This window comes from Glycomyces lechevalierae, from assembly GCF_027622945.1.
In the GTDB taxonomy this organism is placed as follows: Bacteria; Actinomycetota; Actinomycetes; order Mycobacteriales; family Micromonosporaceae; genus Glycomyces; species Glycomyces rutgersensis.
Genome location: NZ_JAPZVQ010000011.1, coordinates 55,700 through 73,199 on the forward strand (window position 1 = coordinate 55,700; position 17,500 = coordinate 73,199).

18 protein-coding genes are annotated in these 17,500 nt (G+C 69.9%); 7 read left to right on the forward strand and 11 right to left on the reverse strand.

Annotation, left to right across the window (positions count from 1 at the left end; translation table 11 throughout):
* Positions 1 to 13: 13 nt before the first annotated feature.
* From murC to O2L01_RS17215, 8 genes are all read right to left on the reverse strand, one after another.
* Complete coding sequence (murC, locus tag O2L01_RS17180) at positions 14 to 1,426, reverse strand: UDP-N-acetylmuramate--L-alanine ligase (protein ID WP_270123219.1); 1,413 nt, start codon at positions 1,424 to 1,426, stop codon at positions 14 to 16.
* Entirely contained in the window at positions 1,423 to 2,535 is a 1,113-nt protein-coding gene (locus O2L01_RS17185; RefSeq protein WP_310285531.1) for a UDP-N-acetylglucosamine--N-acetylmuramyl-(pentapeptide) pyrophosphoryl-undecaprenol N-acetylglucosamine transferase, read from the reverse strand. The genes murC and O2L01_RS17185 overlap by 4 nt, the downstream gene beginning before the upstream one ends.
* A 2-nt stretch (positions 2,536 to 2,537) precedes the next feature.
* On the reverse strand, positions 2,538 to 3,875 hold the full coding sequence (ftsW, locus tag O2L01_RS17190; RefSeq protein ID WP_270123221.1) for a putative lipid II flippase FtsW: 1,338 nt from the start codon (positions 3,873 to 3,875) through the stop codon (positions 2,538 to 2,540).
* Positions 3,872 to 5,236 (reverse strand): UDP-N-acetylmuramoyl-L-alanine--D-glutamate ligase, encoded by a 1,365-nt coding sequence (murD, locus tag O2L01_RS17195; protein ID WP_270123223.1) that lies wholly within the window; start codon positions 5,234 to 5,236, stop codon positions 3,872 to 3,874. The genes ftsW and murD overlap by 4 nt, the downstream gene beginning before the upstream one ends.
* Before the next feature lie 4 nt (positions 5,237 to 5,240).
* Entirely contained in the window at positions 5,241 to 6,365 is a 1,125-nt protein-coding gene (gene mraY / locus O2L01_RS17200; RefSeq protein ID WP_270123224.1) for a phospho-N-acetylmuramoyl-pentapeptide-transferase, read from the reverse strand.
* Positions 6,362 to 7,732 (reverse strand): UDP-N-acetylmuramoyl-tripeptide--D-alanyl-D-alanine ligase, encoded by a 1,371-nt coding sequence (locus O2L01_RS17205; protein ID WP_344469190.1) that lies wholly within the window; start codon positions 7,730 to 7,732, stop codon positions 6,362 to 6,364. The genes mraY and O2L01_RS17205 overlap by 4 nt, the downstream gene beginning before the upstream one ends.
* Before the next feature lie 45 nt (positions 7,733 to 7,777).
* Positions 7,778 to 9,280: a UDP-N-acetylmuramoyl-L-alanyl-D-glutamate--2,6-diaminopimelate ligase gene (locus tag O2L01_RS17210; protein WP_270123225.1), complete on the reverse strand. Its 1,503-nt coding sequence runs from the start codon at positions 9,278 to 9,280 to the stop codon at positions 7,778 to 7,780.
* A gap of 65 nt (positions 9,281 to 9,345) precedes the next feature.
* The gene (locus O2L01_RS17215) at positions 9,346 to 9,864 is read right to left on the reverse strand and encodes a MarR family winged helix-turn-helix transcriptional regulator (protein ID WP_270123226.1); all 519 of its coding nucleotides are present in this window, start codon (positions 9,862 to 9,864) and stop codon (positions 9,346 to 9,348) included.
* Positions 9,865 to 10,116: 252 nt separating this feature from the next.
* On the opposite strand from O2L01_RS17215, the gene O2L01_RS17220 reads away from it, so the two are divergent.
* Positions 10,117 to 11,145, forward strand: coding sequence for a hypothetical protein (locus O2L01_RS17220; protein WP_270123227.1), 1,029 nt, complete (start codon positions 10,117 to 10,119; stop codon positions 11,143 to 11,145).
* 88 nt (positions 11,146 to 11,233) lie between these two features.
* On the forward strand, positions 11,234 to 12,448 hold the full coding sequence (locus O2L01_RS17225) for a L,D-transpeptidase (RefSeq protein WP_270123228.1): 1,215 nt from the start codon (positions 11,234 to 11,236) through the stop codon (positions 12,446 to 12,448).
* 49 nt (positions 12,449 to 12,497) lie between these two features.
* On the opposite strand, the gene O2L01_RS17230 is transcribed toward O2L01_RS17225, so the two are convergent.
* Both O2L01_RS17230 and O2L01_RS17235 read right to left on the reverse strand, forming a co-directional pair.
* The gene (locus O2L01_RS17230) at positions 12,498 to 12,842 is read right to left on the reverse strand and encodes a DUF3817 domain-containing protein (RefSeq protein ID WP_270123229.1); all 345 of its coding nucleotides are present in this window, start codon (positions 12,840 to 12,842) and stop codon (positions 12,498 to 12,500) included.
* The gene (locus tag O2L01_RS17235; protein ID WP_270123230.1) at positions 12,839 to 13,168 is read right to left on the reverse strand and encodes a hypothetical protein; all 330 of its coding nucleotides are present in this window, start codon (positions 13,166 to 13,168) and stop codon (positions 12,839 to 12,841) included. Before O2L01_RS17235 ends, O2L01_RS17230 begins: the two co-directional genes overlap by 4 nt.
* A 66-nt stretch (positions 13,169 to 13,234) precedes the next feature.
* Here O2L01_RS17235 and O2L01_RS17240 point away from each other — a divergent pair, with 66 nt between their 5' ends.
* Positions 13,235 to 14,143, forward strand: coding sequence for an acyltransferase domain-containing protein (locus O2L01_RS17240; RefSeq protein WP_270123231.1), 909 nt, complete (start codon positions 13,235 to 13,237; stop codon positions 14,141 to 14,143).
* Positions 14,144 to 14,191: 48 nt separating this feature from the next.
* Here O2L01_RS17240 and O2L01_RS17245 read toward each other — a convergent pair whose 3' ends face one another.
* Positions 14,192 to 14,683, reverse strand: coding sequence for a cupin domain-containing protein (locus O2L01_RS17245; protein ID WP_270123232.1), 492 nt, complete (start codon positions 14,681 to 14,683; stop codon positions 14,192 to 14,194).
* Positions 14,684 to 14,847: 164 nt separating this feature from the next.
* On the opposite strand from O2L01_RS17245, the gene O2L01_RS17250 reads away from it, so the two are divergent.
* The 4 genes from O2L01_RS17250 (at position 14,848) to O2L01_RS17265 (ending at position 17,485) form a co-directional block, all read left to right on the forward strand.
* Positions 14,848 to 15,336 (forward strand): RrF2 family transcriptional regulator, encoded by a 489-nt coding sequence (locus O2L01_RS17250; protein ID WP_270123233.1) that lies wholly within the window; start codon positions 14,848 to 14,850, stop codon positions 15,334 to 15,336.
* A gap of 9 nt (positions 15,337 to 15,345) precedes the next feature.
* Complete coding sequence (locus tag O2L01_RS17255; RefSeq protein ID WP_270123234.1) at positions 15,346 to 16,239, forward strand: TIGR01777 family oxidoreductase; 894 nt, start codon at positions 15,346 to 15,348, stop codon at positions 16,237 to 16,239.
* Between the two features lie 265 nt (positions 16,240 to 16,504).
* Positions 16,505 to 16,912, forward strand: coding sequence for a hypothetical protein (locus O2L01_RS17260; protein WP_270123235.1), 408 nt, complete (start codon positions 16,505 to 16,507; stop codon positions 16,910 to 16,912).
* A gap of 15 nt (positions 16,913 to 16,927) precedes the next feature.
* Positions 16,928 to 17,485, forward strand: coding sequence for a hypothetical protein (locus tag O2L01_RS17265; protein ID WP_270123236.1), 558 nt, complete (start codon positions 16,928 to 16,930; stop codon positions 17,483 to 17,485).
* Positions 17,486 to 17,500: the final 15 nt, after the last annotated feature.

A 17,500-nucleotide genomic window follows, 5' to 3' on the forward strand; every position in this document is an offset into this window, starting at 1 on the left:
GTTCGCAGCGCGCTCAGGCCAGGAGCTCGTCCGGCATGAGCTGCACGGGCGGGGCGCCCATGGTGACGACCACGTCGCCTTCGCCCGCGAGGGCCTTCACGGCGGCGGGCACGTCGTCCCACTCGGCCACGAAGACCTTGTCCGCGTCCGGGAGGTTCACGGCGTCCAGGAGCGCCTGGCCGCCTTCGCCCGCGGGAATGTCCTCGCCGGGGCCGAAGATCTCCATCACGACGACCTTGTCCGCCAAGGAGAGCGCCTCGGCGATGTCCTCGCGCATGGCGATCGTGCGGTAGACGCGGTAGGGCTGGAACACGACGATGAGCTTGCCGGGCGCGGCGACCTCTTTGAGGGTCGTCACCGCGGCGGTCATCGCGGTCGGGTGGTACGCGTACTCGTCGAAGACCGCGTAGCCGTCCTTCTCGCCGCGCTTCTCGAAGCGGCGCTTGACCCCGCCGAAGGCGGCGATGCCGGCCGCGACGTCCTCGGGCTCGAGGCCGACGTACAGGCCGACCGCGATCGCGGCGGCCGAGTTCAGCGCGATGTGCCTGCCCGGCATGGGCAGGTGGAAGCGGCCGAGCACCTGGTTCTGGTACAGGACCGTGTAGTCGACGCCGTCCTTGCTGGACTCGACGTCGCCGAGCTGGATGTCCGCGCCGTCGGCGAAGCCGTACGTGGCGACGGTGCGGCCCTCGGCGCGGAGCTTCTTCGCGAGCGCGAGCGTGCCGGGGTTGTCGGCGCACAGGACGAGCAGGCCGTCCTTGTCCGTGTTGCGGCAGAAGCGCTCGAAGGCCTCGGTGAGCGAGTCCATGTCGCCGTAGGTGTTCAGGTGGTCGACGTCGATGTTGGTGACGATGCCGATCTCGGGGCGGAACCGCAGGAACGAGCGGTCCGACTCGTCGGCCTCGGCCACGAAGTACTCGCCGTCGCCGTGCGCCCCGGTGTGGGCGCCGATGTTCTCGCCGCCGTTCACATAGGACGGATCGAGGCCGGCGTGCGCGAGCATCTGCGTGATGATCGCGGTCGTCGTGGTCTTGCCGTGCGTGCCGGTGACCACGATCGAGCGGCGGCCCGTCATCGCGGCGGCCAGCGCCTCCGAGCGGTGGTAGACGCGGATGCCGCGCTTGCGGGCCTCCACGACCTCCAGGTGCTGGTCGTTGATGGCGGTCGAGCGGACCACGGTGTCGATGCCGTCGAGGTTCGACGGCACGTGCTCGCGGTGGAGCGTGACGCCGAGGCGCTCGAGCTCGGGCAGGCTCGGCCAGTCCTTCGTCTCGGAGCCGGTGACGTCGAGGCCGCGCGTCGCGTAGAGCCGGGTGAGGCCGTTCATGCCCACGCCGCCGACGCCGATGAACAGCGTGCGGCCCAGGTCCTCGGCCGTGACGCCCTCGTCGATCGGGCTCGTCAGGTCGTTCGGGTCGTCGCTCATGCCTGCTCCAGCACTTTCAAGGTGTAGTTGCGCAGCGCCTCGTCGCCGGTGCGGCTGCCGAACGCGGCCGAGGCCCGCGACATCGCCGCGACCCGGTGCGGGTCGGTGATGACCGGGATGAGGTTCGCCTCGATCCACGAGGGGTTCAGGTTCTCGTCGTCGCAGAACATCGCGCCGCCCGCGTCCACGACGGGCCCGGCGTTGCGGTACTGCTCCTTGTTGCCCCAGGGCATCGGCACGAACACCGTGGGCACGCCCAGCGCCGAGACCTCCGCGACGGTCATCGAGCCGCCGCGCGCGAGCACCATGTCCGCGGCCGCGTAGCCGAGGTCCATGCGGTCGAGGTACGGCAGGGTCCGGTACGGCACCGGCAGGCCCTCGGGGATGTGGATCGGCTCCTCGCGGCGCGCGCCGGTGATGTGCAGGACCTGCACGCCACGGTGCGTGAGCGCTTGCGCCGCACCGGAGACCGCGTTGTTGATCGAGGCCGCGCCCTGCGAGCCGCCGTACACGAACAGCACGGGGCGGCGCGGGTCGAGCCCGAAGTACTGGCAGGCCTGGGCGCGCATCGCGTTCCGGTCGAGGTGCGCGATCTCGGGCCGCAGCGGCACGCCGGTGATCGTGCCGTCCGCGAGGATCGGCGAGGCCTGCGGCAGGTGCGGGAAGCCGAGCGCGAGGTTGTCGCTGAACTTGAGCGCCATCTTGTTCGCGACCCCGGGCGGGTCGTTGAACTCGAAGATGACCATGGGGGTCTTGCGGCGCCACGCGGCGAGGTACGCGGGGACGGCCACGTAGCCGCCGAAGCCGACCACCACGTCCGCCTGGACCTCGTCCATGATGTCGCGGGTGGCCTTCATGGCCTTGAGCATCCGCGGGGCGGTGAGCAGCAGGTCGAGGTTGATCTTGCGCGGCAGCTGGTGGGCCGGGACGTTGCGCAGGTCGTAGCCCGCCTTGGGGATGAGGTCGTTCTCGAGGCCCTTCTCGGTGCCGAGGCAGGTCACGCGGACGTAGGGGTCATGCCGGCGCAGGCAGTCGGCGTAGGCCAGGAGCGGGTAGATGTGGCCGCCGGTGCCGCCGCCGGCGAGGACGACCGATCGAAGCTGAGGCAACGTCATGTCTTTCTGGTCGTAGTGGTCTTGGTGGACGCCGTTGTCTTGGAGGAGGTCTTTGAGGAGGCTGCGGTCTTCGAGGAGGCGGAGTCGGACTCGGCGCGGGGTGCGGGCGGCAGGGGGGCCCACAGCAAGCGTACGAGACGCGACGGGTTGCGGGCCCGCAGCGCCGTGGCGGCGTCGGGTTCGGCACGTGCGAACCCGGCCAGCATCCCGATGGCCGCGAGGACGACGACCAGCGCCGTGCCGCCGTCGGAGATGAACGGCAGCGGCACGCCGGTCATGGGGATGAGGCCGAGCACGCCGCCGATGTTGATGAACGCCTGGCCGGCGATCCAGATCGTGACGCCCGCCGCGACGAGCGCCCGGAACGGGTCGTCGGTGCGGCGCGCGATGCGGAAGCCCGTGTACACGAGCACCGCGAACAGCGCGAGGATCACCAGGCAGCCCACGACGCCCAGCTCCTCGGCGATGAGCGCGAAGATGAAGTCGTTGTGGCCGTTGGGGAGCCAGTCCCATTTCTGGCGGCTCTCGCCGAGGCCCACCCCGAACCAGCCGCCGTCCGCGATCGCGTAGTACCCCTGGATGGCCTGGTAGCCCCACGAGTCCGCGAAGTCCTCGGGACGCGAGAACGAGATGATGCGCTGCATCCGGTAGCCCTCGAACGCGATGAGCACGGCCGAGCCGAGCAGGCCGACCGCGACGAGCACGCCGAGGATGCGCAGCGGCACGCCCGAGGCCCACAGGAGGCCGAGGAACATCGCCAGGATGATGAGCATCGTGCCGAGGTCGGCGTAGCCGATGACGATGAGCAGGAGCCCGGCGATCGGGAACATCGGGATCGCCAGCTCGCGCCAGGACGCGATGCGCGGGCCGAGGCGCACCAGCGAGTCCGCGGCCCAGAGCAGCAGCGCGAACTTGGCGATCTCGGCGGGCTGGAACTGGAAGGGCCCCAGGTCGATCCACAACTGGTCGGTGGCGAGGCCCGAGACGTCGCCGCCCGCGGCCTCCTGCTGCTTCTGCCGGATCGACATGACGACCAGGACGAGGCCGAGCAGGATCGCGACGACGAGCAGCGGGCGGGACACGGCGCGGTAGGTGCGGGAGGGGAGGCGCTGGGCGACCCAGAAGCAGACGAGGCCGACCACGGCCCACACGACCTGCTGGAGGATCACGGCGAACGCGTTCCCGGTGGCCTCGTAGGACTCGACCATGGTGGCCGAGAAGACCATCACGAGCCCGATGGTGAGCAGCAGCGCCGAGGAGGAGAGCAGCAGGTAGTACGAGGCGAGCGGCCGGTCGAGCAGGCCGCGCAGCAACTCGGTGAACCCGCTCCTCACTCGGTCTCGCCCTCGGTCAGGGCGCGGGCGGCGGCGGCGAACGCGTCCCCGCGGTGCGCGTAGGAGGTGAACATGTCGTACGAGGCGCCGGCCGGGGAGAGGAGCACGGTGTCCCCCGGTTCGGCCATGGCGGCGGCGTGCGCGGCGACTTCGGTCATCACCGCATCGTCGCGGCCGTCGAGCACGACCACGGGGAGGCCGGGGGCGTGTCGCGCCAGCGCGTCGGCCACGAGCGCCCGGTCCTGTCCGATGAGGACGGCGCCGCGCATCTTCGGGGCGTACTCGGCGACGAGGCCGTCGACGTCGACGCCTTTGAGCTGGCCGCCGGCGACCCACACGATGGAGTCGTAGGAGGCGAGCGCGGCGGCGGCGGCGTGCGGGTTGGTGGCCTTGGAGTCGTCGACCCAGGTGACGCCGTGGTGCTCGACGAGGGTGACGTTGCGGTGCGGTTCGGGCACGTACTTGCGCAGGGCGTCGCCGATGTCGGCGTGCGTGACGCCGACCTGGCGGGCGAGCGCGGCGGCCGCGAGGGCGTTGGCGACGTTGTGCCACCCGGCGGGGTGCACGTCGTCGACCGAGCAGATCTGCACCGGCTCGGGGCCGGTGTAGTCGACCAGGAAGCCCAGGGCCACGCCGAACTGGCCGGGCTCGGGGTGGTTGAGGGTGAACCCGGTGACCTCGGCCTCGGTGTGCTTGGCGAGGGCGACCACGGACGGGTCGTCGAGGTTGACGACGGCCTGCCCGCCGCGCCAGACAGCGGTCTTGGCCTCGGCGTAGGCGTCGAAGTTCCCGTGCCAGTCGAGGTGGTCGGGGGCGAGGTTGAGCACGGCCCCGGCGGTCGGCGCGAGCGCGGAGGACCAGTGGAGCTGGTAGCTGGAGAGTTCGACGGCGATGACGTCGAAGGGGCCGTTGGCGGCGTGCACGAGCGGGACGCCGATGTTGCCGAGCGCGGCGGTGCGCAGGCCGGCGGTCTCGAGCATGGCGGCGAGCATCGTCGTGGTGGTGGTCTTGCCGTTGGTGCCGGTGACGGCGAGCCAGCGGGCGGCGCCGGGTTCCCTGAGGCGCCAGGCGAGTTCGGGTTCGGAGAAGGTCTCGATCCCGGCGTCGTCCGCGGCGGTGGCGATCGGGTGGTGGGGCGGGAAGCCCGGGGAGAGGACCACCTGCTCGATCCCGTCGAGGAGCGCGGGGTCGAACGTGTCGGCGACGACGCAGCGGGCGCCGCGGGCGGCGAGCGCCTGCAGCCGTTCGGAGTCCTCGCGGTCGTAGACGGTGACGTTCGCGCCGCGGTCGAGGAGGATGTCGGCGCAGGCGGCTCCGGCGACTCGTGCTCCGGCGACGAGGACGTTGCTGGCGATCCTCATCCCGTTACCCCGCGATCCGGAGGAAGTCGGCGAAGAAGAAGCCGAGGGCGATGGCGACGCCGATGCCGGCGATGATCCAGAATCGGACGACGATGGTCACCTCAGACCAGCCGGCGAGCTCGAAGTGGTGCTGGATCGGCGACATGCGGAAGACTCTTCGTCCGGTGAGTTTGAAGCTGGTCACCTGGATCATGACGCTGGCGGTGGTGATGACGAACAGGGCGCCGATGATCGGCAGGAGCAGGATCGTCTTGGAGGCGAAGGCGAGTCCGGCGATGAGCGCGCCGAGGCTGAGGGACCCGGAGTCGCCCATGAAGATCTGGGCCGGCGAGGTGTTCCACCACAGGAAGCCGAACATGGCGCCGGCGGCGGCCCCGGCGATGAGGGCGAGCTCCAGGGGGTCGCGCACGTTGTAGCAGAGGTTGTCGGCGGGCTGGGCGCCGCCGCACCAGTGGCGGTACTCCCAGAAGCCGATGATCATGAAGGCGAGGAAGGCCATCATGGAGGCGCCGGTGGCGAGGCCGTCGAGGCCGTCGGTGAGGTTGACGCCGTTGGCCGTGGCGTTGACGAGGAGGACGATCAGCAGGACCATGCCGATCTTGGTGATGTTCGGACCGATGTCGCTGGTGAAGGAGAGGTACGGGGTGGCGACGGTCTCGGAGATCTCCTTGGAGTCGATCGAGCCGGTGTAGTAGACGGCCAGGAAGCCGAAGGCGGTGGCGGCGATGGTGAGGCCGAGGACCTTCGCGCGGCCGGAGATGCCGCCGGAGTGCTTGCGGCGGATCTTGAGCCAGTCGTCGATGAAGCCGACGAAGCCGCAGGTGACGAAGAGTCCGATGAGGACGATGCCGGTGGCGGTGAAGCCGGTGGGGCGGTTGAAGGTGACGCCGTTGACCCGCTCGGGCAGGGCCATGAGGACCAGGTGGCCGCTGATGTAGGCGAGTACGGTGGTGAAGATGAAGACGACGCCGCCCATGGTGGGGGTGCCGGCCTTGGCGAGGTGGGTCTGGGGGCCGTCGGTGCGGATGGGCTGTCCGGCCTTCAGGCGGCGGAACAGCTTCGCCGCGAGGGGTGTCAGCGCCATGGTGAGCGCGAACGCCACGAACGCGGCGACGATTACGGCTCTCACTGGTCTTTGTCCTCCTTGGCGCGCAAGTGGTCGGCGACGTCCCAGGTCCGGTATCGGGAGCCTTTCACCAGGACGGCGTCGCCGGGGCGCAGCCGGCTGCGCAGCAGCGCGATGGCTGCGGCTTGATCGGGTACGTGGGTCGCGGTGACGCCGTCGGCACCGTCGACGATGGGTTCCGTGCCGTCTCCGACGGCGATGATCTCGTCGATGCCGGCGTCGCGGGCCTGCTCGCCGAGGCGGCGGTGGCAGGTCTCGCTCTGCTCTTCGAGGTCGGCCATGAGTCCGAGGACCGCGATGCGGCGGCCCTCGGTGGGGAGCTGCCCGAGGGTGCGGACGGCCGCGCCCATCGAGGCGGGGTTGGCGTTGTAGGAGTCGTCGATGACAGTGGTGCCGTCGGGTCGGGTGAAGACGTCCATGCGGCGCTCGGAGAGGCGGCCGGACTCGGAGAGCCACTCGGCGAGCGCGTCGAGCGGCGCGTCGAGCCTCCAGAGGACGGCGGCCGCGGCGAGCGCGTTGTAGACGTGGTGGAGTCCGTAGAGCCGCAGGCGGACTCGGGCGGAGCCGCCGGGGGTCCGGAGAGTGAAGGCGTAGCGGCCGTCGCCGGGTTCGAGGTCGGCGGCGGTGACGTCGGCGGGCTGCTCGATGCCGAAGGTGGTGACGCCGGCCCGGGTGGCCTCGGCCATGCGGGCGACGCGCGGGTCGTCGGCGTTGAGGACCGCGGTGCCCTCGGCGGCGAGGAAGCGCGGCAGCTCGGACTTGGCGCGGGCGGTGGTCTCGATGTCGCCGAAGCCGTCGAGGTGGGAGATGCCGACGTTGAGGACGGCGCCGATCTCGGGCGGGGCGATCTCGCAGAGCTGCGTGATGTGCCCGATGCCGCGGGCGGCGAGTTCGAGCACGAGGTATTCGGTGTCGGGCTCGACGCGGCAGACCGTGTACGGGTGGCCGAGTTCGTTGTTGAAGTTGCCTTCGGTGGCGACGGTGGGGCCGAGGCGGGCGCAGAGCTGCCCGATGAGGTCCTTGGTCGAGGTCTTGCCGTTGGAGCCGGTGACGCCGATGATCCGGGCCCTGGACGCCGCGGCGACGTGCTTCGCGAGCCTGGTGAGCGCGTCGATGCCGTTGTCCACGTAGATCGCCGGGCCGTCGATCGGGCGGGTCGCGACGGTGGCGACCGCGCCCTGGGCGGCGGCTTTCTCGGCGAAGTCGTGGCCGTCGACCTTGTCGCCGGGGATCGCCAGGAACAGTCCGCCGGGCCCGGCCTTGCGGGAGTCGTACTCGACGCCGCCGGTGACGACCGCGTCAGGGTCGGCCGACTCGCTGAGCTTGCCGTCCATGACGGCGGCGACCTGGGCAAGGCTCATGGGGATCACGCGGCGGTCTCCTCCTGTTGTGGGTACGAGCGGTGTACGGGACTATCACGCTTCAACGTCGTGCGCCGGTTTCACCCTCGCGGCATCGCGTAGCGCACGCGCGAGGAGTTCCCGGTCGTCGCTGGCCACCGGGCCCGCGGCGGTCTCGGTGACGGTCTCGTGGCCCTTGCCGAGGAGGGCGATGGTGTCGCCGGGGACGGCCAGTGCGGCGGCCTCCATGACGGCGGTTTCCCGTCCCGGAATATTACGGCAGGGCACGCCTTGGACGGCGGCCGCCACCTCGTCGCGGATGCGCGCCGGGTCCTCAGTGCGGGGGTTGTCGTCGGTGACGATGACCAGGTCGGCGGCGTGCGCGGCGGCGGCGCCCATGAGGGGGCGCTTGGAGCGGTCGCGGTCGCCGCCGGCGCCGAGGATCGCGATGACGTTGCCGGGGGTGGAGTCGCGGAGGGCTTCGAGGACGGCGGTGATCGCCTCGGGCTTGTGGGCGTAGTCGACGACCCCGCGCACGGGGTTGTCGCCGGAGACGAGTTCCATGCGGCCGGGCACGCCGGTGCAGGAGGCGACGCCGGCGAGGGCGGTCGCGGTGTCGACGTCGGCGGCTTCGAGGAGGGCGACGGCGAGGGCGGCGTTGGCGACGTTGTGTCGGCCGGGCATGTTGACCAGGCCCTCGCCCTGCCCGCTGGGGGTCTTGAGGTGGAATCGCTGCGTGAAGCCGTCGGAGGCGATGTCCGAGGCGTAGTAGTCGGCACCCGAGTCGGTGAGGGAGAACTCCAGGTTGTCGCGGTCGGCGAGTTGGGCGACGCGCTTGTCGTCGGCGTTGAGGACCTCGATCTCGGCTCGGCCGTCGAAGAGGCGGGCCTTGGCGTCGAAGTAGTCGTCGAGGTCCTTGTGGAAGTCGAGGTGGTCGGTGCCGAACATGGTGAACCCGGCGGCGCGGAAGCGGCAGCCCGCGACGCGGCCGAGGACGAGGGCGTGGCTGGAGACCTCCATGACCACGTCGGTGACGCCCTTCTCGAGGGCGACGGCGAGGAGCGCCTGGAGCTCGGGTGCCTCGGGGGTGGTGCGCGCGGACTCGATGCGCTCGCCGGCGATGCGGGTCTCGACCGTGCCGATGATCCCGGTGGTGCGCCCGGCGTGGGCGAGGCCGGCCTCCACCAGGTAGGCGGTGGAGGTCTTGCCGTTGGTGCCGGTGATGCCGAGGAGGTTCAGGTGCTCGGAGGGGCGGCCCCAGACGCGGGCGGCGACCTCGCCGGTCAGTTCGCGGGGGTCGGCGGCGACGAGGACCGGGAGGCGGCCCTCGACCAGTGCCGCGCCGCGCTCGTCGGTGAGGACGGCGACCGCGCCGCGCTCGGCGGCCTGCGCGGTGAACTCCGCGCCGTGCCGGTTGGCGCCGGGGAGGGCCGCGAAGAGGTCGCCCGGCTCCACGGCGTCGGCGGCGAGACTCACCCCGGTGACGTCGAGGCGCAGGTCGGCGGCCTCGGGGAGGAGGTCGGCCAGGCCGTCGAGGCGGTAGGGAACAGTCGTCTCAGGACGCGGAAAGCTCGGCACGGCCTGACCCTACACCGGTACGCACCGTCTGCGAGCCTTACACCGGCGGGGCGCACCGAAAGCGTTTACGCGCCTGCGGGGTCCTTGTCGCCGGGGTACCCGATCGGGTTGCGGTCGTGCTCGTCGAGGTTGTCCGACCAGGTGCCGAGGAGCTTGTCGAGCTCGGCGGCCTGGTCGCAGTTGATCGCGTCGAGGAACAGCTCGCGCACCAGCGAGAGGATGCAGGGCGCGGCCCGCTCGAGGCGCTCGGCGCCCGCGTCCGTGAGGTGCACCCAGATGCCCCGGTTGTCGCGGCCGCACTTGCGGCGCTCGACCAGGCCCATCTCGGAGAGCTTGTTGATCTGGTAGGTGACGGCGCTCTTGGCGGTCACGATGCTGTCGGCGAGGTCGCTCATCCGCATCGCGCGCTCGTCGCTGTCGACCAGGCGCACCAGGATCTCGTACTGGGTGTGCGTGATGCCGTGCTGCTCCTGGAGCCGCCGGTCGATGTGGTGCTCGAGGCGGTGGGTGACCTGGAGGAAACGGGTCCAGACGCTGTTCACGTCGGGTGCGAGCCAGCGGCTCTCGAAGTCTCCCGCGCTCATTCGGCGGCCCTCCCTCCTCGGTTTCGGCACCCGCCCGGCCGGCTGGTTCGAATTCGAACAATCCTATCAGGCGGAACCTGTATGAACGGCCCGCGAGTAAGCCACGCCATACCGGCGAACAAGTACGGGGGTAGTCCCGTGACTACCAGCGGTTACGCGGATTGACCCGTTGCATTCGAGGAATCTTCCCGTTCTACGCTGTACGCCGACCTCCCGTCCAATCGGCTCCGAGCAACCGAAGGACCCCAAGCCTTGAACGCCGGTACTTCCTCCCCCGCGCGCACCCGCGCCCCGCGATCCTTCTTCAGCGGCGCCAAGCGGGTGCTCTCGCTCCCCATCGTGGCGCTCGCGGGAGTGGTGTTCCTGGTCGCGCCCGCCTCGCAGTCCTCCGCGCAGGAAGAGGAGGGGAACGTCTCGGACTCGCTGAGCGAGGCCGTCACCGCCTACCTCGACGCGCAGGACGAGCTCGCCTCGCTCAAGCAGCAGCAGGAGGACCTCGAGCAGGAGCTCGACGACTCCGAGGCGGAGTCGGCCGCGCTGCGGACCGAGCTCGAGGAGTACGTGTACATCGCGTCCACCACCTCCGACCTGCAGTCCACGGCCGCGCTCATGGCCTCGGGCGACCCGCAGGACGCCATCGCCGCCATGGAGCTCATGCAGTTCCTAGGCGAGTCCCGCGCGGACCGGCTCAACGAGCTCATCACCCGGCTGCAGGAGATCGAGGCGACCCGCCAGACCCTCGCCGACAACATCGAGGAGCAGGAGGACGTCACCCGGGACATGGAGGCCGCCCGCGACGAGGCCGCCCGCGAGCTCGCGGCCTCCGGCGGCGACGACGCCGTCGGCCCCTCCGCCTCCGACGCTCCCCCGGCCGAGCCCTTCGAAGGCGAGAGCAACGGCTGCACCGAGGACGACCCGACCACCGAGGGCTGTCTCACCCCGCGCACCCTCCACGCCCTCGAGCAGGCCCAGATCGTCGGGTTCACCCGCTACGTCAAGTGCTACCGGGTGTCCTCGTTCGGCGAGCACGGCAAGGGCCGCGCCTGCGACTTCGCCGCCCAGCCGGACGGCTTCGGCGGCAACGCAGGCGGGGACGACTACGACTACGGCCAGAACCTCGCGGCCTGGTTCGTCGAGAACGCCGACGAACTCGGCGTGCAGTACGTCATCTGGTACCGCCAGATCTGGCTGCCGTCCTCCGGCTGGAAGTCGTATTCCGGCGCCGGCGGCGAGCCGAACTCCGACCACACGAACCACGTGCACCTGAGCATCCGCTCCTGAGGATCGCCCCGGTTGCCTTGAGCTGGGGCCGAATAGGTCACAGGTGCGAAGTAGACGACGTGTCGCCGCCCCTGTGTACCGTGGTTCCATGAGCTTCGGACCGTCCTCCATCTCCCGCCGCGGCGCGCTGACCGCCGGCGGCCTCGCCGTCGTGGGCCTCGCGGCGGCCTGCACGAAGGAATCGGGCACCCTCGGCGAAGGGGAGGGCGACGCGTCCTCCGAAGCGCCGCAGAGCGCCGCGAAGGTGCAGATCACCCCCGCCGACGGCGCCGCGGACGCGACCGCCGCGACCGAGATCTCCTGGACCGTCGAATCCGGCGAGTTCAAGGAGTTCAAGCTCACCGACGCCTCCGGCGCCGAGGTCGAGGGGGCCATGCACCCTGACGGGACCACCTGGGTCCCCGCGAGCCCCCTCGAATGGGAGACCGCCTACACGGCAACGGTCACCGCCGACGACGCGAACGGCATCACCGCCACCGCCACGTCGACGTTCACCACGATCGCCTCCCCGGGCAACCGGGTCTCGATCGAGAACTACCTGCCCGGCCAGGACTCCACGGTCGGCGTGGGCGCGATCCTCGCGTTCCGCTTCTCCGACTACGAGGTCCCCGAGGAGCAGCGCGCCTCCGTCGAACGCCGCCTCTTCGTCACTTCCGAACCGGCGCAAGAAGGCTCGTGGCACTGGATCACCGGGCGGGCCCTGGAGTACCGGCCGAAGGAGTACTGGCAGCCGAACACCTCGATCTCGGTGCGGCTCGGGCTCGGCGGCCTCCCCCTCGGCGAGGACCGCTACGGCGAGTTCGACCAGGAGACCGCGTTCGTGATCGACTCCGAGTCGCGGTACCTGGAGGCGGACAACGACACCAAGCAGATGCGGGCCTTCCGCGACGGCTCGATCGTGCAGACCATCCCGATCTCGCTGGGCTCGGACACGCCCATCGACGGGAACGACGCGCGGTCCTTCTCCGGCACCATGACGATCATGAGCCGCGAGAAGGAGTCGACCTTCGTCTCCCAGGTCTACGACTACGAGACCCCCGTCAAATGGGCGATGCGCCTGACCTTCTCGGGCCAGTTCATCCACGGGGCACCCTGGGCGGCCGACCGGCTCGGCAAGAGCAACGGCTCCCACGGCTGCCTCAACGTCTCGGACGAGATGGGCGAGTGGGTCTACAACTTCGTGCGCTGGGGCGACCCGGTGATCGTGAAGAACACCGGCATCGACGTGCCGCAGGGCGACGGCTTCACCGGCTGGTCCCTCGACTGGGACACGTTCAAGTCCGGCTCGGCCCTCCAGTCCTGAGCAAGAGGAAAGCCCGGCGAACCGAGTTCGCCGGGCTTTTCCGCTGCGTTCAGACGGCCTCTTCGGTGCGCACCTTCGGGTCGGCCGCCTGCGGGTGCTCCTCGAGGATGCGGCGGTGCGCCCAGCGCTCCACGAAGAACGAGGCGATCGGGACGGTGCCGCCGAGCATGAGGCCCACGGTCTGCGGCCAGAACTTCCAGCCCGCCTGCTGGGCGAGGTGGAAGGCCAGCACCAGGTAGACCATGTAGCACAGGCCGTGGATCGGGCTGATGACCGAGACCAGGGTGTCGTCCTTCGCGATGTACTTCAGCGGCATCGCCACGAACATGAGCAGGATCAGGAACGTGCCGACGATGTAGGCGACGATCCGGAAGCGTTTCAGAGCGGCGTTCATGCATGGCCCCCATGGGACGGTTCGATTTCGGTCTGCCGGGCCCGCAAGATGTCGGACTCGAAGGGAGAAGTCATCGGCGGCGGCTCGGGTTTCCCGCGGCGCGCCTCCTCGGGGAGGTCCTTGCGCAGTTCGAGGCGCATCTGCCGAATCCACAGCGCGAGCGTGAAGAGCGCGAACAGGGGCCATTCGAAGGCGTATCCCCAGCTGATGGCGTTGCCGCCCTGCGCGCGGGAGAGCTGCCACCAGCCGAGCAGCCCGAAGGCGACCGTCAACACCACCGCGAAGCAGTGGAGGACGATCCAGGGAGGCGTCAGCAACCGTCGCACAAGGCCCAGACTAAGGTGACCGACCCGATGTTGCCGCCGGGGGGCCGGGCGTGGTGACATAGGCCGGTGACTCAGGACCTGCCGCTGCCCGGCGCCGTGAAGGCGTACCCCGAACCCGACGCCGCCGACGTCCGCGAACTCCTCCTCGACTGGTGCGGCGCGGAGGCCGACGACGCGGACGACGCGGTGAAGGCCCTCGGCGCGCTCGACCCCGCCGCGCGCGAGACCGCCGACCGCCTCTACCAGTCGATCGCCGCCGACATGGGCGGGCGCAAATGGCTGGGCTGGCCCAAGCCTCCCGAGGAGCACCCGCTGCTGGGCCTGTACCCGCTGCTCGCGGCCGTCCCGGACATGCTCGCGTTCCACCGCGGACGCGGCATCGACGAGGACCTCTCGCGGAAGGTCCTCGCCGACATCGGCGAGAAGCTGCGCTTCAACCGCCGCATCCACGGCCGCGCCGGCCTGGACGTGGCCAACTGGTTCACCGGGCACCTGCGCGGCGCGCTCCACCAGCTCGGGCGGCTCCAGTTCTGCGTCGAAGGGCCCGACCCGAAACCGTTCGTGGGCATGCACATCCGCGGCGAAGGCGGCCCGCTCACGCTCGACGCCGTGCGCGACTCGGTCGAATGGGCCCTCGAGTTCTTCCCCACGGTCTTCCCCGAGCGCTACGACGGCCCCGAAGACCTGGTCTTCATGTGCGAGTCATGGCTGCTCGACCCGCAGCTCCGCGACTGGCTGCCCGAGCACTCGAACATCCCGGGCTTCGGCGCGCTCTTCGACCTCCAGGGCCCGGGCGACCCGGCGGGCAACCGCTCCGACCTGTGGCGCTTCGTGTTCGGCCGCCCCGAGGACACGCCGGTCGAGGAGCTGCCGCAGGACAACACCCTGCAGCGGTCGGTGATGGCGGGCCTCAAGGCGGACGTGCCGTGGCGCAACCGCTTCGGCCGTCTGAACCTCTCCAGGCTCGGCTTGTAGCACCCGAACGCCAACGGCCGCACGGTGATCGTGCGGCCGTTTCGGCGTCTACTCCCCCGCGCGGGCCCGCTGCCAGGCCTCGCTCGCCACGTAGTGGTTGTCGTACCGCTCGCCCGAGGCCGGGATCTCCTTCGGGTCGGCCTCGCCGAGGTTGACACGTTCGAGCAGACGGTAGTAGTCGAACCGGTCGGCTGCCGGGGTGAACACGGCGAGGACGTCGGCGTCGTGCCCGGCGGCGGCGCCGAAGGCGTGCGGCAGGCCCGCCGGGATCGTCACGAAGTCGCCGGCCTCCAGGACGATGACCTCGTCGCCGGTGAGGACCTGCAGGCGGCCCGAGATGACGAACAGCGATTCGCTGGTGCCGGTGTGGAAGTGCGAGGGCGCGCCGTCGCCGCCGTTGGGGAAGGTCGAGCGGTGGACGGAGAGCGCCCCGCCGGTCTGGGACGAGTCGGCGAGCAGGGTCATGACCGACTGCTGGGCGTGGGCCAGCCGCTCGGCGGTGGCGGCGCGGGCGACGACGGGTGCGGCAACGGTGTTCACGTGAGGCTCCTCTGCTTGGCGTCCCGGCCCTCGCCGGAACTCATATCTAGACACTACATGTCCAGATAAAGATCCGCAAGTACAAGACCAGTGCCGAATCTCATGCCCAGAAACGGAGTACATCGAAAGCGCCTCCCTCAAACCAGGACAGCTAAGATCGAGGTATGAAGATCAGCGAAGGCGTCGAATGGGCCGCGCACTGCTGCCTGCTCCTGGACTGGATGGGCGTCGACGGCCCCGTCTCGACCGCCCGACTCGCCGCCGGGTACGGCCTGCCGCCCGCCTACCTCAACAAGCAGCTGCAGCCGCTCGTCAAGGCCGGCATCCTCACCTCCACCGCCGGCAAGAAGGGCGGCTTCCGGCTTGCCAAGGGCCTCAAGGACATCACGCTCATGGACGTGCTGACCGCGATCGAGGGCCCGGCCGAGGCGTTCCAGTGCGCCGAGATCCGGCAGAACGGCGTCTGGGGCGACGAGCCCGCGTCCGCGTTCCGCGCGCCGTGCGCGATCGACACGGCCATGCGCGGCGCCGAACTCGAATGGCGGCGGGCCCTCGCCGCGCAGTCCCTCGCGGCGATCCAGCAGAACGCCGAGCTCCAGGCTCCGAATCTCCGCACCCAGGTTCAAGACTGGTACCGCGAGCCGAGGCCATAGGCTGTCGGAATGCGGATCGTCATCGCCGGGTCGAGCGGCTACCTCGGCAAGCCCCTGATGCAAGCGCTCGAAGGCCTGGGCGAAGGCCACGACCTCGTCCGGCTGGTGCGCCACCGGCCCGACGAGGAGAACGAGATCCTCTGGGACCCTTACCGAGGGCCCCTCGACCCGCAGATCCTCGACGGCGTCGACGCGGTCGTCAACCTGTGCGGCGTGAACGTGGGCGGCCAGCGCTGGAACGCCGCGTACAAGAAGCGCATCGAGACGAGCCGGGTCATCCCGACGAAGGTCCTCGCCGAGGCGGTCGCGGCGGCCAAGGTCCCGGTGATGGTCAACGCCTCGGCCGCGGGCTGGTACGGCGACCGCGCGGATGTCGAGGTCGACGAGTCGACCCCGGCGGCGGCCGATTTCCTCGGGCGGCTCTCCTTGAAGTGGGAGTCGGCGACGGCCCCGGCGGAGGAGTCGGGCGCGCGGGTGGTCCGGCTGCGCACCGGCCACGTGCTCGGCCCGGACAGCCTGCTGCTTGATCGCTTCGTCCCGTTCTGGAAGTGGTTCCTGGGCGGCCGCTTCGGCAGCGGACGCCAGTACCTGCCGTGGATCTCCCTGCGCGACTGGGTGGGCGCGGCGGTCACCGCGATCGAGGACGACTCAATCCACGGCCCGGTCAACATGGTCGGCCCGAACCCGGCCACGAACCGCGAGTTCACCAAGGCCCTGGGCGCGGCGGTCCACCGCCCGACCCCCTGGATCATCCCCGGCTGGGCGGTCAAGATCGTCGCGGGCGAAGCGGCCACCGAAATCCTGCGAGGCGCCAAGATCAAGCCAGGAGTCTTGCAGGCCCACGGATACGAGTACCAAGACGAGACCCTCTTCGAGGCCCTGCGCTACGCCCTCCACGACTGACGCAGTGCGAAATCCGAGACGGCCCCACGCATGCGTGGGGCCGTTTACTTTTGCCCGCAAGGAGGTGGACGCAGCTCACAGGCCTCCGCTCTTCCCCTGGAAAGCCACGCCGAGATAAATTGAACATGTTCAACCTTGAACACGTTCAATTCGATCTCGCGAACGGATCCCGATGGACCCCACACCCCTTATCCCGGATTCCGCCCCGATCCCCGTACCCTCCAAGCGATCCGCACCCGGCGCGGTCATCGCCGCGCAAGTCCTCATGTGGCTGCACTTCGCGGCGATCCCCTGCCTCCTCGGCGCGTTTGCGATGGTCATCCTCCTTCGCATGGCCGATGTCGAAAGCGGCCCAGTCCAAGGAGACGAAGCGGCCGCCATGCTGCTCTTCAGCCTCGGAGTCCTGCTTATCCCAGCCGCAGTGCTGACCTTCGTCGGCATCCTCGCCGTCAAGCTTCTGCGCGGCCGCCGCTGGGCCAGGACGGCGACGCTCGTCTTCAACGGCGTCTGGATCACACTCGGTCTCATCGCCCTCTTCTCCTCCGCCTACATGCCGAGCGCCTTCATCCAACCTCTCCTCACCATCGGTTTCGAGGGATCCATCGCCATCTGCCTCTGCGCTCCCTCGGCGAAGGCCTGGTTCGCGAATCCCCGAGACGAATTGGAAACCTGAGGAAAGGGAATGACAATGCCTTCACAAGATCCAACAGCCCCCGGCCGCCGGCCGAAGAGGATCACGGCCGATCCCGAAATGCCGATCCTGGTTCGACCTGTGCCCAAGCCGAATCGGCCGACCGTCATCACCGCGACCCGTACGCTCACCTGGATTCAGGTCGCACTCGTCATGATCTGCGGGAACTGTTCATTCGGATGGGCTCTACTCGGTGCATTCGCCTGGGTTGCAATATATTTCGACCTATCAGATCCCTTTGGATTCGGAATGCTCTCGGCCTGGATCGTGGGATTCGCCGCGATCACCACTTACGCGTACTTCGTCCATCGTTGGAGCAGCAGAGCGGACCGCCGAGCCCGAACCACGGTCGTCATCGGAACGGCAGTACTCGTCGCCTGCATCGCCGGAGCTTTTCGGGCTCTTGGATCGAATCCGAATGAGGCCGGCATCGTTCTCTTTGCTTCCGTACCGTCACTCATCGTCCAGGCGATCGTCCTCGGGTGCGTCTACGGGCCCGAGGGCCGCCGCTGGTTCGCCAGCGGCGCGGTGGGCCGGATGGACGGCTCTGCCTAGACTTGGCGGACCCGC

What these genes read in the sequence shown, in the direction of transcription:
- O2L01_RS17255 (WP_270123234.1), top strand. Translation starts at nt 15,346, where the DNA reads ATGCGGATCGTCATCGCCGGGTCGAGCGGCTACCTCGGCAAGCCCCTG.
- O2L01_RS17250 (WP_270123233.1), top strand. Translation starts at nt 14,848, where the DNA reads ATGAAGATCAGCGAAGGCGTCGAATGGGCCGCGCACTGCTGCCTGCTC.
- murC (WP_270123219.1), bottom strand. Translation starts at nt 1,426, where the DNA reads ATGAGCGACGACCCGAACGACCTGACGAGCCCGATCGACGAGGGCGTC.
- O2L01_RS17260 (WP_270123235.1), top strand. Translation starts at nt 16,505, where the DNA reads ATGTGGCTGCACTTCGCGGCGATCCCCTGCCTCCTCGGCGCGTTTGCG.
- O2L01_RS17230 (WP_270123229.1), bottom strand. Translation starts at nt 12,842, where the DNA reads ATGAACGCCGCTCTGAAACGCTTCCGGATCGTCGCCTACATCGTCGGC.
- O2L01_RS17265 (WP_270123236.1), top strand. Translation starts at nt 16,928, where the DNA reads ATGCCTTCACAAGATCCAACAGCCCCCGGCCGCCGGCCGAAGAGGATC.
- O2L01_RS17225 (WP_270123228.1), top strand. Translation starts at nt 11,234, where the DNA reads ATGAGCTTCGGACCGTCCTCCATCTCCCGCCGCGGCGCGCTGACCGCC.
- O2L01_RS17215 (WP_270123226.1), bottom strand. Translation starts at nt 9,864, where the DNA reads ATGAGCGCGGGAGACTTCGAGAGCCGCTGGCTCGCACCCGACGTGAAC.
- murD (WP_270123223.1), bottom strand. Translation starts at nt 5,236, where the DNA reads ATGAGGATCGCCAGCAACGTCCTCGTCGCCGGAGCACGAGTCGCCGGA.